This is a genomic window from Corynebacterium silvaticum, assembly GCF_004382825.2.
GTDB lineage: Bacteria > Actinomycetota > Actinomycetes > Mycobacteriales > Mycobacteriaceae > Corynebacterium > Corynebacterium silvaticum.
In genome coordinates, this window is record NZ_SDQO02000002.1 from 150,099 (window position 1) to 174,897 (window position 24,799).

At 52.5% G+C, this 24,799-nt stretch carries 23 protein-coding genes and 1 pseudogene; 7 read left to right on the forward strand and 17 right to left on the reverse strand.

The genetic code is table 11. From position 1 onward, the window contains the following. Positions 1 to 11 precede the first annotated feature (11 nt). Together ET810_RS04790 and ET810_RS04795 are read right to left on the reverse strand one after the other, a co-directional pair. Positions 12 to 398: a transcriptional regulator gene (locus tag ET810_RS04790; RefSeq protein ID WP_087453073.1), complete on the reverse strand. Its 387-nt coding sequence runs from the start codon at positions 396 to 398 to the stop codon at positions 12 to 14. 36 nt (positions 399 to 434) lie between these two features. Then, positions 435 to 923: a helix-turn-helix domain-containing protein gene (locus ET810_RS04795; protein WP_087453074.1), complete on the reverse strand. Its 489-nt coding sequence runs from the start codon at positions 921 to 923 to the stop codon at positions 435 to 437. Positions 924 to 1,944: 1,021 nt separating this feature from the next. Between ET810_RS04795 and ET810_RS04800 the strand changes: the two genes are divergently transcribed. After that, positions 1,945 to 2,157 (forward strand): hypothetical protein, encoded by a 213-nt coding sequence (locus ET810_RS04800; protein WP_134316100.1) that lies wholly within the window; start codon positions 1,945 to 1,947, stop codon positions 2,155 to 2,157. A gap of 398 nt (positions 2,158 to 2,555) precedes the next feature. Here the strand turns inward: ET810_RS04800 and cas2e are convergent, their stop codons facing one another. Genes cas2e through ET810_RS12480 form a run of 4 tightly spaced genes read right to left on the reverse strand, consistent with a single transcriptional unit; the run spans position 2,556 to position 4,959 of the window. Beyond that, positions 2,556 to 2,927, reverse strand: coding sequence for a type I-E CRISPR-associated endoribonuclease Cas2e (cas2e, locus tag ET810_RS04805; RefSeq protein WP_087453076.1), 372 nt, complete (start codon positions 2,925 to 2,927; stop codon positions 2,556 to 2,558). Further along, entirely contained in the window at positions 2,928 to 3,881 is a 954-nt protein-coding gene (cas1e, locus tag ET810_RS04810; protein WP_087453077.1) for a type I-E CRISPR-associated endonuclease Cas1e, read from the reverse strand. After that, positions 3,878 to 4,558 carry a hypothetical protein gene (locus ET810_RS12475; protein WP_225870214.1) on the reverse strand — a complete coding sequence of 227 codons (681 nt, stop codon included), beginning with the start codon at positions 4,556 to 4,558 and terminating at the stop codon, positions 3,878 to 3,880. Before ET810_RS12475 ends, cas1e begins: the two co-directional genes overlap by 4 nt. 2 nt (positions 4,559 to 4,560) lie before the next feature. Beyond that, positions 4,561 to 4,959: a helicase-related protein gene (locus tag ET810_RS12480; RefSeq protein ID WP_225870213.1), complete on the reverse strand. Its 399-nt coding sequence runs from the start codon at positions 4,957 to 4,959 to the stop codon at positions 4,561 to 4,563. A gap of 429 nt (positions 4,960 to 5,388) precedes the next feature. On the opposite strand from ET810_RS12480, the gene ET810_RS04820 reads away from it, so the two are divergent. From ET810_RS04820 to cas5e, 4 genes and pseudogenes are all read left to right on the forward strand, one after another. After that, entirely contained in the window at positions 5,389 to 7,005 is a 1,617-nt protein-coding gene (locus ET810_RS04820) for a type I-E CRISPR-associated protein Cse1/CasA (protein WP_087453078.1), read from the forward strand. A gap of 199 nt (positions 7,006 to 7,204) precedes the next feature. Beyond that, a complete protein-coding gene (locus ET810_RS12485; protein WP_225870212.1) occupies positions 7,205 to 7,429 on the forward strand; it encodes a hypothetical protein in 225 nt (74 codons plus the stop codon). Positions 7,430 to 7,592: 163 nt separating this feature from the next. After that, positions 7,593 to 8,665, forward strand: a pseudogene (cas7e, locus tag ET810_RS13295) (type I-E CRISPR-associated protein Cas7/Cse4/CasC). A gap of 11 nt (positions 8,666 to 8,676) precedes the next feature. Then, positions 8,677 to 9,369, forward strand: a complete 693-nt coding sequence (gene cas5e, locus ET810_RS04835; RefSeq protein WP_134316099.1) for a type I-E CRISPR-associated protein Cas5/CasD — start codon at positions 8,677 to 8,679, stop codon at positions 9,367 to 9,369. A 72-nt stretch (positions 9,370 to 9,441) separates the two neighbouring features. Here the strand turns inward: cas5e and ET810_RS04840 are convergent, their stop codons facing one another. Next, positions 9,442 to 10,473, reverse strand: coding sequence for an IS1/IS1595 family N-terminal zinc-binding domain-containing protein (locus ET810_RS04840; RefSeq protein ID WP_087453082.1), 1,032 nt, complete (start codon positions 10,471 to 10,473; stop codon positions 9,442 to 9,444). A gap of 414 nt (positions 10,474 to 10,887) precedes the next feature. Between ET810_RS04840 and pld the strand changes: the two genes are divergently transcribed. Continuing rightward, positions 10,888 to 11,811 carry a phospholipase D Pld gene (gene pld, locus ET810_RS04845; protein WP_134316098.1) on the forward strand — a complete coding sequence of 308 codons (924 nt, stop codon included), beginning with the start codon at positions 10,888 to 10,890 and terminating at the stop codon, positions 11,809 to 11,811. 58 nt (positions 11,812 to 11,869) lie between these two features. Here the strand turns inward: pld and ET810_RS04850 are convergent, their stop codons facing one another. Genes ET810_RS04850 through ET810_RS04860 form a run of 3 tightly spaced genes read right to left on the reverse strand, consistent with a single transcriptional unit; the run spans position 11,870 to position 14,795 of the window. After that, entirely contained in the window at positions 11,870 to 12,721 is an 852-nt protein-coding gene (locus tag ET810_RS04850) for an ABC transporter ATP-binding protein (protein WP_087453084.1), read from the reverse strand. A gap of 8 nt (positions 12,722 to 12,729) precedes the next feature. After that, a complete protein-coding gene (locus ET810_RS04855) occupies positions 12,730 to 13,716 on the reverse strand; it encodes a FecCD family ABC transporter permease (protein WP_087453085.1) in 987 nt (328 codons plus the stop codon). Further along, positions 13,716 to 14,795, reverse strand: coding sequence for a FecCD family ABC transporter permease (locus ET810_RS04860; protein WP_087453086.1), 1,080 nt, complete (start codon positions 14,793 to 14,795; stop codon positions 13,716 to 13,718). The genes ET810_RS04855 and ET810_RS04860 overlap by 1 nt, the downstream gene beginning before the upstream one ends. Positions 14,796 to 14,841: 46 nt before the next feature. Between ET810_RS04860 and ET810_RS04865 the strand changes: the two genes are divergently transcribed. Continuing rightward, complete coding sequence (locus ET810_RS04865) at positions 14,842 to 15,894, forward strand: ABC transporter substrate-binding protein (protein WP_087453087.1); 1,053 nt, start codon at positions 14,842 to 14,844, stop codon at positions 15,892 to 15,894. A 154-nt stretch (positions 15,895 to 16,048) separates the two neighbouring features. Here the strand turns inward: ET810_RS04865 and crgA are convergent, their stop codons facing one another. The 7 genes from crgA to ET810_RS04900 form a co-directional block, all read right to left on the reverse strand. Then, complete coding sequence (gene crgA / locus ET810_RS04870) at positions 16,049 to 16,318, reverse strand: cell division protein CrgA (RefSeq protein WP_087453088.1); 270 nt, start codon at positions 16,316 to 16,318, stop codon at positions 16,049 to 16,051. A gap of 112 nt (positions 16,319 to 16,430) precedes the next feature. Next, complete coding sequence (gene pknB, locus ET810_RS04875) at positions 16,431 to 18,425, reverse strand: Stk1 family PASTA domain-containing Ser/Thr kinase (RefSeq protein WP_087453089.1); 1,995 nt, start codon at positions 18,423 to 18,425, stop codon at positions 16,431 to 16,433. After that, the gene (locus ET810_RS04880; RefSeq protein WP_087453090.1) at positions 18,422 to 19,942 is read right to left on the reverse strand and encodes a serine/threonine-protein kinase; all 1,521 of its coding nucleotides are present in this window, start codon (positions 19,940 to 19,942) and stop codon (positions 18,422 to 18,424) included. The genes pknB and ET810_RS04880 overlap by 4 nt, the downstream gene beginning before the upstream one ends. A 7-nt stretch (positions 19,943 to 19,949) precedes the next feature. After that, positions 19,950 to 21,410: a penicillin-binding transpeptidase domain-containing protein gene (locus ET810_RS04885; RefSeq protein ID WP_087453091.1), complete on the reverse strand. Its 1,461-nt coding sequence runs from the start codon at positions 21,408 to 21,410 to the stop codon at positions 19,950 to 19,952. Then, positions 21,407 to 22,780 (reverse strand): FtsW/RodA/SpoVE family cell cycle protein, encoded by a 1,374-nt coding sequence (locus tag ET810_RS04890; RefSeq protein ID WP_134316097.1) that lies wholly within the window; start codon positions 22,778 to 22,780, stop codon positions 21,407 to 21,409. The genes ET810_RS04885 and ET810_RS04890 overlap by 4 nt, the downstream gene beginning before the upstream one ends. Continuing rightward, complete coding sequence (locus ET810_RS04895; protein WP_087453093.1) at positions 22,781 to 24,289, reverse strand: PP2C family protein-serine/threonine phosphatase; 1,509 nt, start codon at positions 24,287 to 24,289, stop codon at positions 22,781 to 22,783. Then, positions 24,289 to 24,768, reverse strand: coding sequence for an FHA domain-containing protein FhaB/FipA (locus ET810_RS04900; RefSeq protein ID WP_087453094.1), 480 nt, complete (start codon positions 24,766 to 24,768; stop codon positions 24,289 to 24,291). Before ET810_RS04900 ends, ET810_RS04895 begins: the two co-directional genes overlap by 1 nt. Positions 24,769 to 24,799: the final 31 nt, after the last annotated feature.

Here is a 24,799-nt window from a genome sequence, read left to right on the forward strand (position 1 = left end):
GCCCGCCGCTGCTACGCCGTTGCGAGTTTTTGCGCTCTTTGGAAGCTAACCCCCAACAATGTGCCGATGTCCCTATAAGACAAGCCCTTTTTGGATAGTTCTGCGGCGGCTTGTCGCATGAGTTGGGAGGCTTCCTTTTGGGCTTGTTTTGCCTTTTGATTAGCCTGCACCGCTTGGTTGGCTATATCCGCTATATCTTCTCCTTCACGGAACTCGATGGTCACGATGGCATTTTCTGGATCGTCGGTAAGTTCAGGGAAAAGCCCCAATGCATCGCGGACCATATCTGGAATTTGATCCAGGCGCCGGGTTTGGGTTAGTAAGCCTGGATCTTCTTTAAGCTGGATTACCCACCAGCCCTCACCTCGTTCCGTGAGGGATGTAAAAGTGTTGGTCATTTTTTATCTCTATCTACTTGTAAAATGTAGTTGTTTTTACTGTTTCTCTGGAAACAGTTGCCATATGCGCGCACCTCTTTTTGTGATCCGCACACCGGGCTTCATTTTGATAATGAGGTTCCCGTCTTCTGGAGACCTCGGTACGTACATAAACCCGCCTGTATTCGACAAACCTTCTACAGGTGGATAGGCCTCGTCGTAGTCGATAACCTGATTGAATCGAACAAATTTTCGGTACATGCCGAGTAGCTTAACGCAACTCGAACCGTGCAAACCCTCTTGTCCACGTTCCATATAACGGGCGTGCATACGCAAAGCTTTAAAGATTGTATTGTCCTTATGTGTCTCGTCGATATTAGTCCACGGTAAATCGTTTTTGATATATTCCTGCTCTGCAGCTTCGTGGCCAGCCCGCTTGGCAAGTATGAAGATGTATTGACGGGTAACCCCATATTCTCTAGCGATCTGGGATTGGGTCATGCCTTTGCCTATCAGGCGCATAACTTCTTCGGGTGTAATAACCACTATTTGTCTCCATTGTTGACATGCGAACAATAACTACCTTTTATCTATGTAGATGCAGATGGTGAATATAAATAAGGTGTTTGCAATAGGTGTTACATATAAAAAATATACTTCTTAACTATGGTGACTTTCCTGATCAATATCTATAAATTTGTCAGTGGTTAATATTTGTAAGATCACTTTTGGGGGTATTGATGATCATTCTGGTAATTCAGGAATGGTAAGCGGATTGTTGGAGATGGACTTTCTTTGTATATGGTTTGAAAACTAAAATTAATTGAGATAATAAAAATAGTGCTTAGTCGGCGTATCTAATTATTAAATAAGTCTTCTTCTTTAACCGTGCTGTGTGAAGCTTGCTTCTTTTTGTTATCGATACGTATTCTCAATTCCACACACAATAATATATTTATATAAGTGTCCAAGCGTTGGTACCTATGGATAGGTCGAAGACCATAATCTTGTGAGAATTACGTCTAGAGTTTTCTTCCGGCCCCTACGTACGTGCAGAGAAAAAGCGAGCGTTTCATTGAATAGATTTCGTATAGCGGTTGTGCCCTAGCAGGCAAGTATTTTTCCTGGGTGCTACATTTCTAGATTGCTATATTTCTAGGTATGTAGCACTAGATGGACTCTTGGTAGTCGGTTGCCTGCTCTATGACTTCATCATTGTCATTGTCACTGTTTTTCGTGAGCAAGGGACCCCGCCACCATAGTGACAGCAATAATCACTTGAGCCGCAGACTTCACATTCAAGGGCTGAACTTTCAAGATTTTTAGAATTTAAAAAGTCATACCATACACCTGAAAGTGCAGAGACAACTTGGAGTGTGAATGTCTGAAATGCGACTTATATATATTTTAATCAAACAAGAGCCGTTTGGTATTATAATTAATGTTTGTTAATAAAGACACAATTTAAAGGAGTTTTTATATAAAAAACTAAGAATTTGCACCGCAACATCTGGAATGGCGTATGCATAATGAAATAAACCTGCCTACACGCTGAAAGGATCGTGCAATGAACAAAAAACAAGCCATTACAGCCTTCTTAGCCATACAAGTATTGTCGCTTATCGGATTGATTCTGTCAGGGGTGTTTTCCTTTAAGTCCTCTCCTGAAATAATCGCAGCAGGGCTTATCGGCTCTATTGTCATAGCTACCGCTTTTTGGCTGTTCGTGTATGTAATTATGTTTATTGCGCAACGCTCTGAAAAAAAAGAAAGAAACTAAAAAGTAAAACGTTTCAGTTCTGTCAAAGTGGTCATCGCAATTGGATGCGCCTTTTATCGCTTAATCAACCAGTTGCAATTGCTCAAGAAATGCAGACCAAACCTCTGAATGTTCAGCCTCATCACAGATGGCGACAACACAAGTAGGGGCAAAAATAAGTTCTGCTGAAGAGCAAAATCTTCTAGAAAACTCTCTAATGGTCTGATTCCACACAATGCAAACCTCTCAGAGATTAACATCTCGGAAACTGTATCTATCCCCAACGCTGAAAATTTGTCGGTATATCAAATTCCTATCAACGGAGAATTTTCGGGGACAAACTATATAATTGTCCAGTTCAGGGATGGCGATGGAACTACCTCCGCATACGCGGAGAAAAGACTAAATAACCTGCGCGTTTACTCACTCTCCGAGCAAAAATCCTCCAAAACTTCGTCTGGAATAATTGCATCGGCTTCATCCAGGGGGTCAGCAAAACGCACATCTTCTATTAGACCACGAGCAGAGAGGAAAAGACCATCAAGATCAACGACGGGGCGGCGTTGTTTTCCTGTTGTGCGGATTCTGAACCCTTGCTCAGCATCATATTGCGGGTGAATCAGAGTAAGAGATCCTGCTAGGTCTACGGAGTGGCATTTTTCCCAAAGGTTTTCCATGACAGCTCTGGATAGAACTCCTACATAAAGACCTGCGTCCACTTCGGAAAGGAAACGACTGAGGTAGCCGTTGAGGTGGTTCGGAAGGTTATGTCCTTGGATGACCGCAAACATTTATTTACCACCGTATTGTGTGTGCCCTGGGACTTCGTGGTTTCTTCCGCCGATGAGGCGGTCATCGGTACGCTCGGGGAGATGCGGAGTGAGGATCTCCATCATAATGTGGATCATGTTTTTGAGGAGGTCCTGATTCACGATTTCGCTTCGCACGAGTCTTCTAAACTCGGAACCATCGTCGTCGTTGTTAGCGCATTTGAAAGCAGCGGGGATTGTGAGTGTTGGTTTGTAGAGGTCGGCGAGGTCAAAGAGGAGGGATCGGATATCTCCGCGGTGAATGATCCCTAGAGCTGGGTTAATTCCTAGTGCTGCGCATGCAGAGGCGGCGCATCCGTAAAGGATGGAATTTCCCAGGTTAAGGTTGGTGTTCACAGGATCAGTGGCGTTAGTATCGCGCTTAAAATTTTTGATCTTGTGTTGAGCACTGAGCCTTTTGTATAGGTTTCTGATGGTCCGGCCTTCAACGCCACGCATAACTGCGATGGAGTCTGCTTCTATTTCTTCTATGCCCAGTTGTCGTTTGTATAGGATTCGGGCAGCTGTCCGTTGTTTGGCTTCGTTTGATGCAAGACGTGCTTGTGCGATGGCCCATCGTGCAGAGGACGTAAGTGGGGTGGACAAACTATATGCTTGAACACCACCGCCACCGGTAAATAAGACGGAGACACCTGCTCGCGCACAGGAGGTAGCGGCAGGCTGACTTATGCTAGTTCCTGGCCCCAACATGAGCACCGCAAGCCCTCCTACAGGAAGTTGGATTCGGGCTTTGATCGGGAGATCTTTCAACTCGGCAGGGGCTTTTTCGTCGCCACGGCTTACAGCGATAACCCCTGTTCTGTCTTGTCTGATTAGGCAATATTCGAGATACAGAAAAGATACTCTGTCTTCGAGCCTGATTTGTTCAGAAGCTGGGATAGTAGAAAATGCGAGGGCTTCATTGGAATAACTCACTTTTGTGGGCCTTTCAAACCGCTCTGGAGGTCATATTCTTCAGGCTGGATGTGTACGTACGGCTGAATAACCAGAGAGCAGGGTTTTGCCTCTGATAGCGGGACCTCCCTGCTGGTGATCGGGAGAAATTTATCTGAGCGTGGTATCGAAATAGACGCACGGAGTGCCCTACGGAGAAACTCGCTGTCTTTGGAAGAAATTGCTATAAGCTTTTCCACACTACCCGTCCACGCGCCAGGAATCGTCCCCGTAGGATCGCAAAGAATCGCCGAAGTAGTCGGATAGTCGATGAGTCGAGTAGCTCTTTCTTCCAGATCCTTTGCAGAAGTGATCTGAAGAAAATCCTCTACTACGCAATCAGAGGATAAAACCTGTCGTGGTTTCCCATGTTTTGCAAAATCAATACGCGATGTACCTGCTTGGCGCTGTTTAGTGACCCAAGAGGCAACCTCGTTGAGATAATCATCGGCGAGAGTCTCGCGTTCTTCGGCAGAACTACAATCTTCCGGTAATGACACTCTTTGGAAGAGCTCTTGCAACCCAGGCGTAGTTGCATCAATAAAATCCTGAATATCGGCAGGGAATTCAATCCGGTCTCGTTGTTTGAGCCATGATTCCACCCTGTATAACTGCGAGCGTAGATAGGGGAGAGTTTGTCCTGTACTAGGTGAATCCATCACTACAATGGTGAGCTTTTCCCCACCATCCCTGGGGCACGTACCTCCCTTTGTGGATCAAGACGTCGCCACAATCTTCCTGCGCGTTGAATAAGAGAGGGAGCGGGGCACAGCTCGGTTCGGAGCAGATCGAGGTCAATATCAAGGGATGCCTCGATTGCCTGTGTGCCAATAACAAGGGTGGCGTTTGCTGTTCCTTTTTTGCCGATTGCTTGTTCTAACTTTGTTGCTGCTTCTTTACGATGCCCCGCGGTCATACGAGAATGTAAGACAATCGGTGACTCATGGGCTAGAGCTTCTGCAATGGATTGCGCGCGACCAACCGTATTACAGATAATGCCAATCCGTGCTTGTGGAAAAAGTTTCCTCTGCTCGATAACCCACTGCACGTGAGAATCCACAATCTCATTGTGTGCAATTTTGTCTATGTGGATTGGGATAGTGGAAGCTTCAATGGGGATGTTTTCCTGGCTGGTTTCTGTGTTCTTACTAGGTGTCGATCAGCCTTCTAGAGAAGGAAAGACTCCTTTAAAGTGGGGTTCTTTTCCGGTGTAAGAGAGATGGAATTTTTCTCTTTGCCATGCAGGCATTGTTGCGGTGAGGAGAGTGACCGGAGTGTCGGTAGCAGACCACTATTCTAAAAATAGTGTTTGGCATGGTAGACCTCTTTCTGTATAGCCTCAATGAGGAAGAAGCACCTTGGCCAATGATTCCTTGCGTTTTGCGGGGGTAGGGTGCTTCTTCTCCCTTGTCCTAACTTTATCAGACTTTTAAATTTTAGGTAATTTTAGGTAACTGTTTTGAGAACTTAAAGTTGAAGGAAGGGGACCATGAAAAGCAATGTTTTTAAAGACTTTCCATTCATAAAAACTAATAAGGGGCCCATGACTGTGGAAGAGTTTTTTCATTCCAGTCATGAAGAATCTCTCCATTTGTATCTTTCCATTCCTGGATATGAATATGGGGCGATTTGGCGATTACTTACCTCACTCACTGCAGTGCTAGTGCAACGCGATCCTTCGTTTTTGGAGGGGAAGGAAACTAGCCTTGAACTGAGGTTTGATCCAGAATTTATATCTCAAATACTTGATGATTTAGGATCAAAAATAAGTTTGACTGAGGGGAAAAATCTTTTTTTCCAGCGCCCTCTTTTGGAGGGGGAAAATCCGAAGGATACTGCCCGGTATGTAGGTCCAGGGAAAGATCCTGCTTGGAAATTATCGCCAACCGCCCCCAGTGAAAAATCCCAGATTTATTGGAATTTGGAGAAGCTAAAGCCTGAATCCTTGGAAGCTGTAGACGCGATTGTTGCGTTGATGGTTTTCTCTATGTATTCATTTACTGGAAACTCGAAATACGATGGCGCAAAGTGCCTCAACGGATCACCAGGCATCAGGTTCCTTGGCAGTGGAAACACGGCCACGGAATTCATCATTGAAGCCCAAACGCAAACGCCACTGCTATCTTTACTTAAATCCATTCCGTTGGAATGGTGCGAACCAGGTGGATTGCCTGCTTGGTTAGATCGAACAGGTGCCGAATCCAGAAAACCCAATGGGGAAATGCATCCTTTATGGCGTGCGACGTGGAGTTCTAATACTGCAGCATGTTGTTGGGACGGAGAAACTCTAGTTGGTGTGGGCATAGGTGGAATTCCTCCAGAATGGTATGCCCTTGAGATGGGAAGCAAGCCCGAGGCTAGAAAAGAATGGTGGGATCAAAGAAATACCGAGGATCCTTTCTACTTCTATCAACCGGATAAGGGTGGAGCTTTAAAAGCAAAGCGCCTTGATTTAAGCCGGGACCTCACAGAACTGGCTGTGGAGTGGGTTGCAGAAGACTTGTCCACCGCATTAGCTGATAGAGTGCGCGGTCGCGCATTAAGAGTCGATTTTAAAAAAGACTCATTATTGTTCATCAGGCACCAGATAGGTGGCAATGCTTCCTCTGCGATGATCCGTGAGTCGGTGGTTTCTAAAGCTCGAAAGCAGCAGTGGGTCTTTGACACCACCGGAGCGCTGCAGAAACAAGTGCGAGGCAAAGCAGATTTTATTCTCTCGCTGAGAAATATCGTGTTGAGTCCGTTTAGGCGCGAGAACAAGAGCGACCGCGATAGAGGACGAAGAGTTTTGGATAGTTTGGCCAGCGAGCGACCAAAGATGAACGCGACTTTTTGGCGGGAAATCGCACCAATATATGAGGAATTCATCCTTTATTTCACAGAACAAGTGTCTGGAGATGAGACAAGGAAAGAAGTTCGCGCTCAAGCGAAAAAGACTCTCAAGGAATTGGAAAAAGACGCTGTTAGTACTGCTCAAAAGGCGTTCGATATGGTCCTTGAACCCTATCTGCTGCAGAATCCCAGCCAGGCCTATGAAGTGCGTCGACGCATCCATTCTTATTTGGCAAGCAAGATCGCAGAGACAAATGAAGGTGATCAGAAGTGACAACTAGTAGACCCAAGCAATCATGGACACCTTTGGTAGCCGAGTTTGCTCAGAGAAAGAAAGATAAGGAGTTTCGGGCCAAACGATCGGCACTTCGCGCCGGGTCTGGAACATACACGGAGTTCCGTGCTTACTCGTATGTTCTGCCATTTTTAGGAGAAAAACACTCAGGAGCACAAAAACTGCTTTGCTACGTTGCATGGCAGCGTTGGCCGAGTATCCGGATGTTGTTTCCAGTGGTGAAAAAGCTACAGCTTCATCGGTAGGTCAATGGGTGAACCGTGTTGCCTTTGACGGAAAACAAGGGCAGTCAGAACCCGATTCTATGGTGGCGTCTCGAATCAAATATCTGCATACGCAGGATCTGGAAGAAGCGATTTCTTCTTGCGGCGCATCATGGCATTTGCCGACAGAAAAAACGTGACTACCAAATTAAACCCATATCAGTTTGTCGAACTTTTCTGGTATTGGGGAAATGGGTTTACAGACGCGTCGACAAAGCATCGACTCAGTGTCCTGCGCGATTTTTACAGCACCAAACAAAAAGAAAACACTGATCCACAAAGCTCTTCCGAAGGAGAAAAATAATGTCTCGTCATCTCACTATTCACGTTGTTGCTTCTGTTCCTTACTCCAACCTCAACCGTGACGATTCTGGTACACCGAAGAATGTTCGTCGAGGCGGAGTGACATGTGCACTATTGAGCTCCCAGTCCATTAAAAAGGGAATTCGTACTAAATACGAGGAAGCCTCTTTGGACACCTCGGTGCGTTCAGGTCGTATCGCGGACGACGTGCTTGAAAGAGCGAAAGTACTTGCTCCTGAGGCAGACACTAAAGCGCTAGAAAAAGCAGTGAAGAAGATCATTGGTACCTTGACAAAGGTTGCCGAGGCTAATGAATCTGAAGGTGAATCAGATCGTTCGATTTGGCTCAGCGCCGAGGAGCTAGAAGCCGCCGCTGTGAGCGTGGTTGAGCAAGCGGAAAAGAAAGACTTTATCGAGGACGGCCGGACAGGTTCGCTGGCTATCGCTGCCTTTGGTCGCATGTTTGCAGCTGCTCCGCAGAAAGGAACCGAGGCTGCTCTGAGTGTGTCTCCTGCGGTGACAACTCACGGCGTGACGATTGCTACGGACTATTTCTCCACGGTCGATGATATTCGTGAGCGAAATCGCGATACTGGAGCAACCTATCTTGGCGTGGCACAGTACAGTACACCACCGGCGTTTTCTATCGGACAGTGACAATTGATAAAGAACAATTGCGCGAAAGCTGGACTGGATTGGATCGCGAAGACGCAAAGGAAAACCTTGCTGCGTTAGTAAATGCGATCATTTATGGACTTTCCCGCGGAAAACAGCATTCAACGGCGCCTTTTGTCCAGCCCGCCCTGATCTTGGCGGAAGAACAATCCTACCGTTGTGCTTATGATTTTGAGTCCCCTGTCCAAGCAGATGCTCGTGAAGGCGGCTACCTCAAGCCGACCGTGGAAGAACTGAAACGTCAGTATGACTCTGCCAGGGCTTTCGACGCAGATAACTTTGGGGAAACCCAGGTAGTTTCTGGCACCTACCCCGAGGTATCTGAGTTCTTTGCCGGTGCTAAGTATTCTGACAAGAATGGCTTTATCGACGAAGTTGTTGCCTGGATTCAGCGTTAACTGGTGATCGTATGACAACTACCTCGGTATATCTACGATTAGCTGGACCGTTGCAGTCATGGGCAGGGCCCGCTGTAACGGGAAACTTTGTACGAACGGGACCAATCCCCACACATTCTGCATTAGTAGGTCTCATCGCGGGTGCTTGTGGCTATCGACGTGACGAGTGGCCCGATTGGCTTAATCGTCTTAGCTTTCGGGTTCGTGTGGATCATCCTGGAAAATTCGTGGATGATTTTCAAACGGTGTCAGCCCATGAAGAGGAGATGCTGTTCCGTGAGCGTCTGATCTTTGCGACGGGAAAACGGCCCAGTGCTAAGGCAACTCGTTTAACTCCTGATGGACGCGGAATGACAAGTATTATCCAGCGGACCTACCTGGCAGAAGCTGAATTTATCGTCGAAGTCGCATCGGACACGCATGGTGAGCTGTTGCGTGACGCGCTACGTGCGCCGAAGTTCAGCACCTATTTAGGGCGGAAGGCTTTCGCGCCAGCGTTCCCGTTCTTTTTAGGTGCTACTGCGGACGTCGATGTGCTTCATCGCATCCCTGCTTGTGATCTTTCTGGCACCAAACGCGATACTGCGCGGGTTCAGATTCATCACTGCAGCGCCGATCTGCACACCTCGGCGGAGCATATTAACGTGCCTGTGGTGCAAGAGCGCTCGGACTGGTTAAAAAAGACCAAAGCGCTGTTTGCGTAAGGTTTTTAAGAAGTGGTCTCTCACAGAAGCACGAGAGGCCACTTCTCTGCATATACTGCAGGGCGGAATCGATTATTCCCAGTGGTCGTGTTTGATAATTCGCTCGGGTATAAAAGGAAATTCAGTTTTACTATTGAGATACCACTCCACCATGCGTCGGGCATGTTCGTGGGTGATGCCGCGGTGTGTGCGGAAGAGATTTTTAATGTCCGCGCTGATGTCGTCTCCTAGATGCGAAGTACGGTAGGGCAAAGCTACGTCACTGATGGTGATAGCGGGTTCTGTGAACTGAAAGAAGAGCTCTTCTTTTTTGATCAAAGTCCTATACATTAAGCGGATTGATCGCAATTCTTTATGCGTCCACTGCCATCCACAATTGTTTTTATTGTGGTTAGGGTTGGGAGAATCTGTGCGGTGCTTCAGCAGCTCTTTCCATGTAGTCTCCCAGCTGTTATAGCGATCGAGCCACAGTTTTGCCTGCTCGGGGGTGTAAACGTAGTTAAGGGACTCGGTCAGGTTTTTGATCTCTATCGCGGGTTGCGTGTGGGGTGCTTGTGACGTCTTCCGATAAACGCTTTCTTTGATGCGCGATAAGCATCGACGTATTGGTACCCCTGGCCATATGGAGTGGATCGCCTGAGCAGTGGATTCATCTCCACTGATAACCACGGCACTTGGCCGTGGAAAATAGGTATACACCTGTGTGCACGCGGCTTTATTGTCTTTGTCTACCCATTGCCATCCCAGCACATGGGTGTTGTTATAGGCCACGATGAGGCACCACGAGTGAAAAAACGTGCCGTCATTCATCACTAATATGCACGCTTTGTCCGTCATATATGGTTGCGGAACGGGAACCTGCCAGCACCACGATGTTAAGCGGCGCTGGGTTCGTGAAACATCGCTTTTATCGCGTGAGTTGCCTAAGAGCCATGATATGAAGGCTTTCATCTGTCTTTGATGCAGCGTTCCTGATCGCGTTGCTGTCGACGACGCTCCGCATCCTTTGCATCGGTACCGGGTTTTCCCTGCGGATGTTTTGCCGTTTTTCTTTAAGGTACTGCCGCATATGTCGCAGTGATGCCCGTATGGGTGTGAAGCCATAATTTATAATTAGCAGCTTTAAATCTGCTACACATAGCCTAAAAACAGCAATATTGGACACACTTTTTGGCCTTTAAGTATAAAAACTTTGGCTATTTTGACATATTTTACACAGTTATTGTCCATGCATAATGCCTGATTGATAGCGCTAGCCTTTCACGACTTATTTTGATTCCTTTTATTAAAAGCCAACTTTTTTACAGTGACTGTCAATTTACTAAAAATTATGTGAGCTATAGTTACAGGAAATAACCATTGATTTTATAGTGGTTTAAGTTTTACAATGGGGGTATAGCGCAGGTTGTTCACACTGGTCAGTGACCATTTTTTGAGCATCTTTCCGCGAAAAATCTATCCGCAAACGATGGTGTGGCATCTTTTTGCCGTTATGCACCGAATGTAGAGGGATGAACGATGAGGAAAAAAGTTGTTTTATTCTTATCTGTAATTATAGGAATCTTACTTCCTGTAGGAAATGCGGTAGCAACGCCTGTTTCACATGACGCAGCTTCCACAGGGAACCGGCCCGTTTATGCGATTGCGCACAGGGTCCTCACTACTCAAGGCGTAGACGATGCAGTCGCAATTGGTGCGAATGCACTCGAAATTGACTTCACGGCATGGCACGGTGGCTGGTGGGCGGACCATGATGGCATTCCCACCAGCGCAGGAGCTACTGCAGAGGCGATTTTTAAACATATCGCTGAAAAGCGGAAGCAGGGAGCAAATATCACTTTCACCTGGCTCGATATTAAGAATCCTGATTACTGCACAGACCCTCATAGCGTGTGTTCCATTAACGCGCTGCGCGACTTAGCGCGCAAATACCTTGAGCCAGCAGGTGTTCGAGTGCTGTATGGATTCTATAAAACAGTTGGCGGCCCAGGATGGAAGACAATTACTTCTGATCTGCGCGATAACGAGGCAGTAGCGCTCAGCGGGCCGACGCACGACGTGCTGAACGATTTTGCAAAAGCAGGAGACAAGATCCTGACCAAACAAAAGATTGCCGACTATGGGTATTACAACATCAACCAAGGGTTTGGTAATTGCTATGGCGACGGCAATAAGACATGCGATCAACTGCGTAAATCCAGCGAAGCTCGCGACCAAGGAAAACTCGGTAAAACTTTTGGATGGACAATCACTACAGGCCAGGATGATCGCGTCAATGACCTCCTAGAAAAAGCCCACGTAGACGGAATGATCTTTGGTTTTAAAGTGACCCACTTCTACCGTCACGCAGGCACTGAAAACTCTTTCAAAGCCATCAAGACGTGGGTAGATAAACACTCCGATACCCATCACTTGGCCACTGCCGCAGATAATCCGTGGTGAGCTGGTAGCCGCCAAGTCGGCATCGCATTCTAGGGCCTCCCGTAATACAGGGGAGGCCCTAGTCCTGCATCATTGCGACGTTTGGAACTGGTAATTCGGTTGGGATGACGATGAGTTGGTCGTCGATAAGTGTGGTACGAACAGTGATGTTAAAGACCTCGGATATGAGCTCTGCGCTGATCACGTCTTTGGGGGATCCTGTGGCTACGACGCTTCCGTTTTTCATAACAATCAGGTGGTCGGCGTAGCGGACGGCTTGCTGGAGGTCGTGAAGTACCGCGACGACGGTGCGATTGAGCTGGGTTGTCAGGGAGCGTGCTAGTTCAAGGAGTTGGTACTGGTGGGCGATGTCCAGGAAGGTGGTGGGTTCGTCGAGAAGCACGGTGGGGGTGTTCTGTGCGAGAACCATGGCAAGCCATACGCGCTGGCGCTGCCCGCCAGATAAATCAGTGACGCGTTTGTGAGTGAGTTCTTTAACGCTGGCGGCACTGAGCGCAGCATCGACGGCCCGAGTGTCTTCTTTGGTCCATTGATGCAGCCAATTGTGGTGGGGGAATCGTCCGCGGCGGACGAGTTCTTCTACGGTGATGTCGGCTGGGGTGATGGTGCTCTGGGGGAGAAGTGCGAGTTGTTTGGCTATCTCCTTGGTGTGCAGGTGGGTGAGGTCGTGCCCGTGGAGATAAAGAGAGCCGGTGTCTGGGGCGAGAATGCGGGCGCAGCTTTTAAGCAATGTTGATTTTCCGCATCCGTTAGGGCCGATGATTGCCGTGAACTTTCCTGCGGGAATATCGACGCTGAGGTCGGTGCTCACCACATGCTTATCCCAGCTGAGGGTGACGTTTTCTGTGCGAAGCGCGGAAGTATTGGCTGCGGAGGAGGAATCTGGGGAGGCAGTTGCGGGTGTGTGCATGGGAATCCTTAGGCGCGTCGAGAAGCTGAGGCGATGAGCGTGAGTAGATATATGCCGCCGATAACCACGGTGACCAGTCCCACGGGAAGCTGAACGGGGGAGAATACCCGCTGGGCGATGATGTCTGCAATAAGAAGAAGCGTCGCCCCTGTGAGTGCAGAGACTAATAAAGGAGTGCGGGGGCTGGCTGTGATGCGTTGAGCGATATGCGGAGCGGCCAGCGCGATAAAAGAAATGGGTCCGGCGATAGCGGTAGTGATCGCGACGAGGAGGACTCCCACGATCAGCAACATAAGCTTGCTGCGGTTAACTGGCAGCCCCAGTGCCGTGGCGGTATCGTCGCCGAGGTTGAGGATGTCAATGCGAGAGCCTAGGAGTAGAGCAAGTGCCACGATAATGGCCAGCGCTATGACGGCAGGGGTGGCTACGGACCAACGGATTCCGTTGAGGGTTCCGGCGCCCCAGCTGGCGGCAGACATTGCGGTGTTGAGGTCGCCACGGGTGATAAGCCAGCGGTTGAAAGCCGAGAGCATTGCGGAAACGCCAAGGCCGACCAGGATGATGCGGAGGCCGTCGATACGCACGCGGACGGAGAACAACATAACCGCGAGGGCTGTGGCTAATCCGCCGACGAGGGCGCCGAAAGCGACGGAAGTGAAACCGGTCATGCCCGCCATCATGGTGAGAATAACCCCAGTGTAGGCGCCAGTGTTAAAGCCAATGATGTCGGGAGAACCCAGCGGATTTCGGGTTAGCGCCTGGAATAGCGATCCCGCAATTCCTAAGGCAGCGCCGACAAAGAGAGCTGTGACGATTCGCGGGGTTCGCCAAGAAAAGACGATGGTGTGAGCAAGACCAGATTCAGTGCCTTGGAAAACTGACCAGACTTTGGCAGTAGTGATGCCTGCACCTGGCAGTGAAACGGCCACTGCCGCGGAGAGAACCAGCAACAACGCCAGAACGAACACGGTGTATAAGGAACGGCGGTGGATCATCACATTTCCCCCTTCCGGCTTTGGGCATACGCAATGAGGAAGGGTGCGCCGATAAAGGACACGACCACTCCGGCGGGAAACTCGCCGGGAACGATCAAGCGGCCCAGAATATCTGCGGCAACAAGGACGAGTGGCCCGAGAAGGAGAGACGTGACGAGCACTCGGGGGAGGTCTGGTCCCACGATCCATCGCGCGACGTGGGGAACCATAAGTCCAAGGAAGATAATCACTCCGGCTGTGGCAGTAGCACTGGCCGCGAGGATCACTATGGCGATAAAAGAAATGAAGCGGATGCGCGCGGTGGATGCACCGATGGACGTGGCCATGGCGTCGCCCAGCGCCAGCGCATTAAGCCCATGAGCGCACGTGATCGTGAGGACAATGCCGCACGCAAGACCAGCGCCGGCGATGCCTAGAGGCGTAAGCGTGCCGACGTCCACGCTTCCCACCATCCAGCTCTTTAACCGGTCAAAGGCCTGGTGGTTAACCAGAGAAAGTCCCTCGCCGATTCCGGAAAGAATCGCGCTCAGGGCAACACCAGATAGAACCAACCGGACCGGGTCTGCCGTTTTCGCACGATGCGTGCCCACTGAGTACACCACCACTGCGGCAGCGCATGCGCCCGCGAGGGCGAGTGCTAAGAACACCCACAAGGAAGATGCGCCAAAGAGGGCTATGCCCACCACGATGGCAAAGGCTGCGCCCGAATTGATTCCCAGCGCGCCGGTGTCTGCCAGGGGATTGCGGGTGAGCGCTTGCGAGAGTGTGCCAGCAAGGCCAAGAGACATGCCAGCAACAAGGGCAAGGAGGGTGCGGGGGATGCGCCTGTCCCACACAATCGTGGAGGCCACATTAGTGGGATCTGGGTGGAGTATGGCGTTGGCGATCTCGGGGAGCGGGATGAGTCTCGCGCCGATCATGACACTGGCGACGCTTAACGCTGCAAGCAGTACTACTAGCAGTGCTACTAGCAGTGCTACTACGGCGATCAGGGGTCGGCGTGTCCGTTGGGTGGTGCGCGGATGCTTCGCGGGGAAGCTGCGGTGTGAGTCGGAATTGGAGGTGGCGGTCGAAACCATTGTTCTATGTTAACTACAGTAATTAGTTTAGGCTAAACTGCACAATGTGAAAGATACTCAATCTCTGAACCTATGGAGTCGTCGCATCGCTGTGATGCTGGCTCTTCTTGTTTCTGTCTCCCTCGTCTTTGCGCTGGCAGCATGTTCTACTGAAGAAAAACAATCCAAGGACACCGGACAAGGAAACTCCGATGTAGCCACCGGTGGCGCACACTTTTCCACGGCTGACGCGGAAACTGCAAAGCTTGGTAGCGACGCAGCCCCAGGTGAATTCCCTCGCACCGTCAAGCACGCGTTGGGTGAGACCGAGATCAAGGAACAACCCAAGCGCGTGGTCGTTCTAGACACTGGCGAACTAGATAGCGTTCTTTCCTTGGGGATCACCCCCGTGGGAATGGTGACTACGAAGGGCGCAAATCCTGTTCCAAGCTACCTTGCAGACAAAGTAAAAGACGCGAAGAGCGTGGGAACGATCAATGAGATCAACGTAGAAGAGATTGCTGCCTTGCAGCCCGACCTGATCATGGGCAGCAAACTGCGTGCAGAAAAAATCTACGCCCAGCTTTCTGAGGTCGCACCGACCGTCTTCTCCATACGCCCCGGCTTCCCCTGGAAAGAAAACTTCCTCCTCATCGGCGAGGCTCTAGGCAAGGAAAAAGAAGCAGAAGCAAAGCTGAACGAGTACACCGCCAAGGTTGAGGGCATCAAGAATTCCGTGCCAGCAGACACCACGGTCTCACTTGTTCGTTTCATGCCTAAGCGCATCCGTCTCTACGCCAACAAGTCTCTTATCGGCGTGATTCTTAAAGACGCAGGAATTACCCGTCCGGAGAACCAGAACGTTGACGAGCTGGCTACCGAGATCTCCCCTGAGACCATTGACCAGGCAGAAGGAAGCGTGATCTTCTATAGCAGCTACGGCAAGACCGATGCCACTGGCCAAGACGCCATTGTTAATGGTGCTGCGTGGAAGAACCTCAGCGCAGTAAAGAATGGTCAGGCACATGAGGTTAACGATGACGTATGGTTCCTAGGCTTTGGGCCCACCGGCGCTATGCAGATCGTGGAAGACCTCAAGGAGTTGCTTCCTAAGAAATAAGAATGCTCGGGCATTAACGCTTAAAAAATTAGAGCCACAGAGACAACTCTGTGGCTCTTCTCTTTTCTGTGTCGCCAATCCAACGATGCGTGAAAGAGAAAAGGCATATCGCGTAACCGATCACGCGATATGCCTAAAGACTAAGCGGGGGAGGCTAGCGCCAGCCCATGGTCATGAGAAGACCCACGATAAACAGGCCAAAGCCGATGCCGTAGTTCCACGCGCCAAGAGACATCATGAAGGCAATGTCTTCACCTGCGAGGTAGTTGACGATAAGCCACAGCAGACCGGCCAGGATAAGACCGAACATGATGGTTTTGTACCACACGGGGGTTCCAGTGGAGTTGATCTTCACCGGGGTACGGTTGGTAGTAGAGCTCGACGCAAAAGGAGCGGAGCTCTGGGTGATCTTTGACTTTGGCATAATGCACCTTTGTATGTCTGTATATCGTTGGTGTGGCCCGCAGGTCACGTAATGGAACTAATCTATCAGCTTTGGGTGGACTTACCAGCCCTGCGCGTGGGTATCAGGGATACTAGCGCGGGTTGGTAAGGGCCGAGAGGCTGAATTCGTAGAGATGAATTTCTATCGGGGCATCTTTGCGCAGCGGCGTGCCGGCAGCCGGCACCTGGGATGCGATCAAATTCTGATCAGACAAAGACACCGTAGGCACCCGTTCGCCTTGCGTGATCTTAGATGCAGTACCTGTCCACCCTGCAGCGTTGAGCGCTCTCACCGCATCAGCGACGGTGAGTCGGGTGATGTTAGGGACGTTAAACATCTGTCCGTTGGATACCTTGACCGTGACAGTTGATCCTTTAGGAACCTCAGTGCCCTCGCCGGACACAGAGACAACGGTACCGGCTGGCTCGGGGGCGTCGACAGTGCGTACATCGGGGACGAATCCCAAGGAAGTGAGATTGCCTTCCGCCTGATCCCACTTCATTCCCGTCACTACCGGGACGCGAACGTTTTGCACTCCGGTAGACACAGTGATGACCACTTTTGATCCTCGGGAAACCTGCGAGCCGGCACTCGGTGTCTGCTCTATGATTTCTCCATTGGGAACACTATCTGAGCTCTCCTCGCGCACAGTCGAATCCAGCTGAAGGCCGGCTTCTTCAAGAATCTTCGCGGCATCCGCGGTGTTCTTGCGCGCAAGATCGGGGACTTCTGTGACTTCCTTGCCAGAAGAGACAACCACCGTGACAGTGGTGTTCTTTTGTACTGAGGATCCGCTGGTGGGGTTTGTTCTGATGACTTTCCCTCGTGGAATCTCCGGGTTAGCCTCTTCGATCAAGTTGACCTGCAGACCCAGCTGCTCTAGCTGATTCACAGCGTCCTGCTGAGAGGTCTTTTCCAGCTTGGGGATGTTGACAAGAGATCTATTCTTGCTGCTGTTGCTCACAAAATCATAGGCAAAAGCACCACCGACACCAAGGACGAGCACTGCAAGAACCGCGAGAATGGCCTTCATGGCCTTGCTCATACCGGAGCGTTCTTCTTCCGCAGCATGAGCCGGGCCAGTGAACGCAGAGCGCTCATACCCAGCTATCTCGGTGTGCGGCGCAGCTGAGGCAGGTCCTGGCTGATCGAGCTGAGTAACAGGGACGATGGTGGTGGGATTGGGTTCTTGGCTGATCAAACTCGCCGGCGAAACATAGTGGCGAGCAGCTTCTGTCACAGCATGACGAGCCAGGCGTTCAAGATCCGCCCCCATGTCCATAGCCGTTTGGTAGCGATCGCCGGGGTGCTTGGCCATTGCTGTGAGCACGACAGCATCCACGTTCACCGCAGCGGTGGGAGTGAGATCAGAAACAAAATCACTGGGTTTTGCCGGGTCCTCTTGAACATGCTGATATGCGACGGCGAAAGGCGTTTCCCCTTCAAAAGGAGGGCGTCCCGTAAGTGTCTCATAAAGCACGCAGCCCAATGCGTAGACATCGGAGCGGGCGTCGGCAAGCTTGCCTCGGGCTTGTTCCGGGGATAAATACTGGGCGGTGCCGATCACTGCGGAGGTCTGCGTCATGGCGCTGGTGGCGTCGTCAAGCGCACGGGCGATGCCGAAGTCCATGATTTTTACAGTGCCCGTATTGGTGATCATCACGTTTGCGGGCTTAATGTCGCGGTGGATAATCCCCGCGTCATGGCTAAATTGCAGCGCCTGGCATACCGGAAGCAACGTTTGTGCGGCTTCCGTCGGAGAAAGCGGCCCGTCTTCCCTCACGATGTCTCGCAGGGTCCTGCCGTGCACGCGTTCCATCACGATATAAGGCGTGCTGATACCAGCGCGCTCGGTCTCGCCAGTGTCGTACACCGCAACGATTGCGGGATGATTCAGTCTGCCGGAGTTTTGAGCTTCTCGACGGAACCGCTCGCGGAAGTTCACATCGCGCGCAAGGTCCGCGCGCAGCATCTTTATCGCAACCTCGCGACCAAGGAGAGTATCGGTGGCAGAGTACACCTCTGACATTCCACCCGTGCCGATGACCTCACCAAGCTCATAGCGGCCAGCAATCACATCGTTCATGGGGCACCTCCTTGTTCTGGGGCATTAAGACTGTTCAGTAGATCGGCGATGGGGTCGGAACCGTTTCCGCGTGTTGGACTGGGAGCCGGATTGCGATGAGTAGAGGGGATCTGTGACCCATCATTGAGATCTACAGTCGGCGCTGTCCGGGGATCGTCAGTAGACGGAATCGGAACAACAGACTCCGAGGCATCGGGGAACTCCGATGGCTCGCTGGTAGGCGTAGGAGTTTCCTGTGGGCGCTGGATCGGCCGTGGTTCTTCACGAATCGTAGGCGTTTCCGTGACCGTGGCGGTAATCGTCGCAGGGTTAACCGAGCTGCTGGGCTGGTCGCTTCCGCCCAATAAATCACCAAAAAGACCCTGATTAGCAGCCCATATGCCGGCACCAAACAATGCTGCGAGGAGAACCCCCACGGCAAGACCCGTGCCCACCCCACCAGAGCTCTTTTTATTTTCCTCCGGCGGGATCGTTGCTGGAGCAGCACCATAGCCAGTACGCGGTCCTGCTACCTGACCAACGGCAACAGTCTGCGGAACCTCCTCGGTTGCTGGTATGACCGTGGTGGGCTGTGCCGTTTGACCTAATGCGTACGTTGAGGCGGTAGGTGTTGGCTCGGGTGCTATCTGCTGGAGCTGTGCTGACTGCGGCTGCGGAGGCCGTTGCCCCATACGAGTAGCGGATACTGCTAGCGCAAGCTCATTGCCGTCGGCATACCGATGCGCTGGATCCTTACGCAAAGCGATACCGATGAGCTCGCGCGCCGGGGCGGAGACTGTTGTGGGAAGAGCCGGTGGCGCCTGATTGATGTGGGCAATTGCCACTGAGACAGAAGAATCGCCAGTGAAAGGACGCGTGCCAGCGAGCATCTCATACCCAACAACACCCAGGGAATACACATCAGAGGCCTCAGTGACCTCTTTACCTTGGGCCTGTTCAGGAGAAACATACTGCGCCGTGCCCACCACCATGCCCGTGCGGGTTAGTGGGACAGCCGCAGCTGCCTTAGCGATACCAAAATCGGTGATTTTTACTTGGCCATTTTGAGTAATCAGGAGGTTGCCGGGCTTAATATCCCGGTGCACCATGCCCATCCTATGGATGATGGACAAGCCATGAGCTGCCTGCTCAAGGACATCGAGAGCAAGGTGCTCGTCGAGGCTGCCTTTACGCGCCAGCATGTCTGCGAGGGATTCACCACGCACGTACTCCATGACAATGAAGCACAGGGTTCGGCCGGAGGGGTCGGTGAGTTCGCGGTAATCAAAAGTTTGTACAACGTTTTCTGAGAGGATGTTCTCGCTGGCGAGCGCCTCATTGCGGAAGCGAGAGAGGAACTCGTTGTTGTCAGAAAACTCGGGGCGCAGAACTTTGACAGCCACCTCGCGCTGGTTGCGGGTGTCGTCGGCAAGCCATACCGTAGACATGCCGCCGGTGCCCACGACCCACTGGAGACGATAATCGTCGCCGATGAGGGCCTGGAGCGCGGGATCTGGAGAATTGTAATCAGTGCTCATGTCAGTCCTATCTCTGCGCACCACGCGCTGCTTGAGCCGCTGCGATCACTGCCCGGCCAATCGGGGCAGCCACTGAACCACCAGTTGCTGCTTGGCCAGCAGAACCACCATTCTTGACCACCACAGCCACGGCAACATCGGCGTTAACAGAGGGGCCAAAAGCGATATACCAGGCGTGCGGGTTGGAGTTTCGAGAATCCTCGCCGTGCTCGGCAGTACCTGTCTTGGAGGCGATGTCCGCGCCGGTGTATCCCGCTGTATGGCGCTCCGAAAGCCGCATGAGTTCGGTCAGCGTCGTGCTTACTTGAGGGGTGATCGCTTGGTTGAGCTCGCGGGGTTTGGTCTCAGAAATCGTCTTCAAATCTTGGCCAACGATCTTGGATACCAGGTGTGGCTCCATCCGCTTGCCACCATTAGCCACTGTCGCAGCGATGACGGCATTTTGCAGAACCGACATCGCGACGTCTTTTTGGCCGATTGCGGACTGTCCCCGGGCTGCTGCGGAAGAAATGTCTCCAATCGTTCCGCGTGCCATACCGATGCCAAGATCGTAGGAATCCCCAACACCAAAAGCATTGGCTGCTTCCTGCAGCTTTTCAGCCCCTGTATCTATGCCCATCTGAACAAAGGCCGTGTTACAGGACAGCTGGAAAGCCGTGGCCAGGGTGACCTCATTGGAACCAGCGCACGTTTGACCAGCGTAGTTTTCCAACGTTGCCGTGGTTCCCGGAAGCGTGATCTGCGATTGGCCAGTGAGCTTGGAATCTGGGCCATACCCGGCGTTGAGACCCGCAGCTGCCGTAATCACTTTAAACGTGGAACCAGGCGGCAGGATTTCCTGGGTCGCATGGTTGAGGAGTGGGTTGCCCGGATTGGCGTTGAGTGCTGCCCATGTGGTCTCTGCAGTTGCGGGATCGACGATCTCAGCAGAGTTGAAACTCGGGGTAGACGCCATGGCGAGGACCTCACCGGTAGAGGGGCGCAGTGCTACCACAGCACCTTCGTAGCCAGCGTTGGCCAACTGGCTGTACGCCACTTCTTGCACACTGGGGATCAGCGTGAGCTCTACGTTAGCGCCCTTATGCTTCTTGCCCAGGATATCCTCCCACCAACGCGAGAATCCCAGGGAATCATCCGTGCCGTTGAGGATCCCGTTGTAGCTCGATTCCAGGCCTGCGGCACCATAAATATCGGATAGGTATCCCTGCACCGGGCCGTAAGCGATGGGGTTAGTGACATAACGACGCTGATAGTAGCCATTTTCGTCTTTATAGGACTCAGCTAGCACTTGGCCTCCGGCGGAGATTTGGCCGCGGGCCTGCGACTTTGCCTCGATGAAGGCGCGTCGATTGTAAGGACTCTGCGCATACTTTTCTTGGCTAAAGCCCTGGATCCTGGTCAGGTTAACCAGGAGAACCAGAATGAGAAGAAGAGCGAAGATGCTGGTAAAACGGATTGATCGGTTCATCGTTGAGCCTCCTCGCTAGCAACTGACCTACGCCCAGCAGAAGACCCATCCTGAGCGGCAGCTCCCACAGCACCAGACTGTGCGGAGTGCGCCGAATGGGAGATCCGCAGGATCAATCCAAGGAGGATGTAGTTGGCCATAAGGCTGGAACCACCTTGGGACATAAACGGTGTGGTCAAACCGGTCATCGGCATCAGAGCTGTGATACCGGCGGTCACCACGAATACCTGGATAGCGATGGTGAGGGAGAGTCCAGAGGCAACGAGTTTTCCGTAGGAGTCGCGGGCACGCAATGCAGTACGGAAACCACGGGTAATAAAGATCGCAAAGAGAACCAGAATGGCTGCCAGCCCTACGAGCCCGATCTCCTCGCCAATAGAAGCAAGGATGAAGTCAGACTCTGCGACTGGAATGAGACTGGGATGGCCTTGCCCGAGGCCAGAACCGGCGATACCGCCGGAGGAAAGCCCGAACAAAGACTGGGAGAGCTGATATCCCGTGCCGTTGAAGTTGGCCAGGGGATCCATAAAGTTGTTGACGCGGGATTGGATCTTGGAGGAGATCTGGTACAGCGTGGTACCGCCGATGCCCACCAACATGGCGCCGATAAGCAGCCATGAGACTCGGTTGGTAGCTAGGTAGAGCATGCCCAATACGGTGCTGAACAACAGGAGTGCTGGGCCAAAGTCATTTTCTCCGGCCATCACCAGGATGGCAAAGAACCATACGCCCAAGATAGGGCCGAGGTCGCGCAGTCGAGGGAATTCGAGGCCAAAGAGGCGGTAGCCCGCCACGTTAAAGAGCGCTCGCTTGTTTACTAACAGCTGCGCGAAGAAGAGCAGCAGCAGGATCTTGGAAAACTCGCCAGGCTGGACAGAGAAGGGGCCGATGGAGATCCAGATATTCGCGTCGGCGTTCATCTTGGTGGGCCATACAAGCGGCAGCGCGAGAAGCACAAGGCCAAGAAGCCCCAGGATATAGGAGTAGCGGGAGAGTATTCGGTGATCGCGGATCACAACGAGCACCACGATCATCAAAATGATGGCCACGAGCGTCCATATAACCTGCCGGCTGGCCAGTGATTTTCCAGTGGCCAAGTCGAGCCGGTAGACGGTCACTAGCCCGAGCCCGTTAAGCACGCTGGCCACGGGGAGCATGAGCTGGTCCGCATGGGGGGCCGTGAAACAGATGGCGAGGTGCGCAATGGTGAACACACTGATGAATCCACCGATCACCCACAGCGTCTCCGTAGTTACTTTGAGGCCCTGCGCCATATTCAGGTTGATCAGGGTGACCCCGATCAGGACGGTGGCCAGGACAAGCAACCCGAACTCGATGCGTCGTGAAGCAAGGCGTTGAGCAAAAGACATCTACTTCACCTCCCTACAGGTCACTCCGGGAGTGGAGAGATCACCCGGCTCTGGCATTGTGCTTGGTAGCGCACCCTCCTGTTCCTGCGGAGCAGCTGGCTGTGGCTCTGCACTAGGGGAGCCATTAGCTGCCTGATCTTCGGGCTTCTTCTCCTCCGGCTTAGCCACTGCCTCGCGGGTGATGCACACCGGCAACAGCTGATTGGCTAGCTGCTGCACCTGCTGTTGCACATCGTTGTAGTTGCCCTCCGGCAGGCTAGCGACGGAACTGCGCGCGGACTCGGTGAGGTCTTTGAGCCGGAAGCGCTGGCAGGCGTCGTGAGAATCTGCGGGTATGAGGGTGAGATCGCCACTGGAGTTGAGGCAGGCGTATTGGTAAGTGGAGTGCAACGGCTTGCCAAAGAGGTCGATATCTACGCCTCGTTCAATCACGATGGCGTTTTCTAGACCTTCTTCATTGGCCGTGGTTACGTAATAGTTGTTATCTATCGTGGTTTTTGCCCACCAGCCACCGGCTATGACTGCGCCAATCACAAGAAGCGCGATGATAGCGGCCCAAAACTTACCGCGCCTACTTTTCTTCTCGCCATTGGTTGGTGCCTCGTTAGGAGCTGCGGCATCGGTCTGATTCGCGGTGGGTGCGTGTGCGTCGCGCGCCGGGATGGGTTGCGGCTGGCGCGCCGCGATTGCCATGGCGGCACGTCCTGCGGAGGTATCCGGCCGGGGGTCTTCCGGTTGTTCTCCATTCAAAGCCCCTGCCGTCATGGGAACCACGGGGAGTTCTTGGCCGTCGCTGGGGCCTTCCACAATGTCCGCGACCACCACGGTGACGTTATCCGGGCCGCCGGAACGCAGCGCTAGGTCTACGAGCTTGCGGGCGACCTCGGCGGGCGTTCCGTAGGTAATGGCGGTCTCTATAGTCGAGTGCGTGACTGGATCAGAGAGGCCGTCGGAGCACAGTAAGAGGCGGTCGCCGGCGCGCGCCTCCAGCATGGTGAGCGTGGGTTCGACGGGACGGCCCGTGTAGGCCTTGAGGATCATGGAACGCTGCGGGTGTGTGGAGACGTCCTCGGGGGAGAGTTCGCCTTTGTCCACGAGCGACTGCACATACGTGTCATCCACAGTGATCTGCTCAAGTTTGCCGTCGCGATAGCGGTAGCCGCGCGAGTCGCCGACGTGGCACATTGCCAGGTCGGTGCCGTTGAACATGATTGCGGTGAGCGTGGTGCCCATGCCGTTGGTGGCCGGTTCATCCCGCACGCCTTGTGCGATCGCCCGGTTAGCGTCGTCGGCGCCCGATGCAAGCAGCGCGAGCATATCGTTGTCGTCGGGGCTGGCGTCGAGCGGCATGAGGTGCTTGATCATCAGCTGCGATGCCACCTCGCCGGCTGCGTGGCCGCCCATGCCGTCGGCAAGCGCAATGAGGTGAGGACCCGCATACGCCGAGTCCTCGTTGTTACCTCGCACGAGGCCTCGGTCGGAGGCCACCGCATAATTAAGTCTGAGCATTAAGCAACCAACCTCACCGTTGTACGCCCGATTTTAATGTCACTACCAGTGCTAATCTTCTCTGGTTGGTCAATGCGATAACCGTCCACAAACGTGCCATTGCGGGAATCCAAGTCCTCAGCAAACCACTCGTTGCCGCGCCTGATCAAGCGGGCATGGCGTGCAGACGCATAATCGTCGCCCACAACAAACGTGCACTCCTTGGCCCGGCCCAACGTAATTTCATCCAGCGAACCCAAATCCAGGCGCGAGCCCATCAGAGGGCCCTCAACGATCACGATCTGACGCGGCGTGCCACCTCGCTTTGCAGGCTTGCCGACGCTCACCGCGCCAGGAATGGCCGGCGCAGCTACGGGGGCGCCACTCGACTGCGAGGCCACCTTGGCGTCTTTACGTTGGATCCACAGCGCAAGCAGGATCAGCAGCCATAAGAGCACCAGTAGAGCGATGCGCAAGCTGAAAACAATAACGGATTCCACGAGGAGCTCCTTATAAACCTAGCTTTTGTCC

What these genes read in the sequence shown, in the direction of transcription:
- ET810_RS04880 (WP_087453090.1), bottom strand. Translation starts at nt 19,942, where the DNA reads ATGAGCACTGATTACAATTCTCCAGATCCCGCGCTCCAGGCCCTCATC.
- ET810_RS04800 (WP_134316100.1), top strand. Translation starts at nt 1,945, where the DNA reads ATGAACAAAAAACAAGCCATTACAGCCTTCTTAGCCATACAAGTATTG.
- ET810_RS04790 (WP_087453073.1), bottom strand. Translation starts at nt 398, where the DNA reads ATGACCAACACTTTTACATCCCTCACGGAACGAGGTGAGGGCTGGTGG.
- cas2e (WP_087453076.1), bottom strand. Translation starts at nt 2,927, where the DNA reads ATGTTTGCGGTCATCCAAGGACATAACCTTCCGAACCACCTCAACGGC.
- ET810_RS04885 (WP_087453091.1), bottom strand. Translation starts at nt 21,410, where the DNA reads ATGAACCGATCAATCCGTTTTACCAGCATCTTCGCTCTTCTTCTCATT.
- ET810_RS04890 (WP_134316097.1), bottom strand. Translation starts at nt 22,780, where the DNA reads ATGTCTTTTGCTCAACGCCTTGCTTCACGACGCATCGAGTTCGGGTTG.
- ET810_RS04895 (WP_087453093.1), bottom strand. Translation starts at nt 24,289, where the DNA reads ATGCTCAGACTTAATTATGCGGTGGCCTCCGACCGAGGCCTCGTGCGA.
- ET810_RS04860 (WP_087453086.1), bottom strand. Translation starts at nt 14,795, where the DNA reads ATGGTTTCGACCGCCACCTCCAATTCCGACTCACACCGCAGCTTCCCC.
- crgA (WP_087453088.1), bottom strand. Translation starts at nt 16,318, where the DNA reads ATGCCAAAGTCAAAGATCACCCAGAGCTCCGCTCCTTTTGCGTCGAGC.
- pld (WP_134316098.1), top strand. Translation starts at nt 10,888, where the DNA reads ATGAGGAAAAAAGTTGTTTTATTCTTATCTGTAATTATAGGAATCTTA.
- ET810_RS04855 (WP_087453085.1), bottom strand. Translation starts at nt 13,716, where the DNA reads ATGATCCACCGCCGTTCCTTATACACCGTGTTCGTTCTGGCGTTGTTG.
- ET810_RS04820 (WP_087453078.1), top strand. Translation starts at nt 5,389, where the DNA reads ATGAAAAGCAATGTTTTTAAAGACTTTCCATTCATAAAAACTAATAAG.
- pknB (WP_087453089.1), bottom strand. Translation starts at nt 18,425, where the DNA reads ATGAACGATGTGATTGCTGGCCGCTATGAGCTTGGTGAGGTCATCGGC.
- ET810_RS12475 (WP_225870214.1), bottom strand. Translation starts at nt 4,558, where the DNA reads ATGGATTCACCTAGTACAGGACAAACTCTCCCCTATCTACGCTCGCAG.
- ET810_RS04850 (WP_087453084.1), bottom strand. Translation starts at nt 12,721, where the DNA reads ATGCACACACCCGCAACTGCCTCCCCAGATTCCTCCTCCGCAGCCAAT.
- ET810_RS12485 (WP_225870212.1), top strand. Translation starts at nt 7,205, where the DNA reads ATGGCAGCGTTGGCCGAGTATCCGGATGTTGTTTCCAGTGGTGAAAAA.
- ET810_RS04840 (WP_087453082.1), bottom strand. Translation starts at nt 10,473, where the DNA reads ATGGCTTCACACCCATACGGGCATCACTGCGACATATGCGGCAGTACC.
- cas5e (WP_134316099.1), top strand. Translation starts at nt 8,677, where the DNA reads ATGACAACTACCTCGGTATATCTACGATTAGCTGGACCGTTGCAGTCA.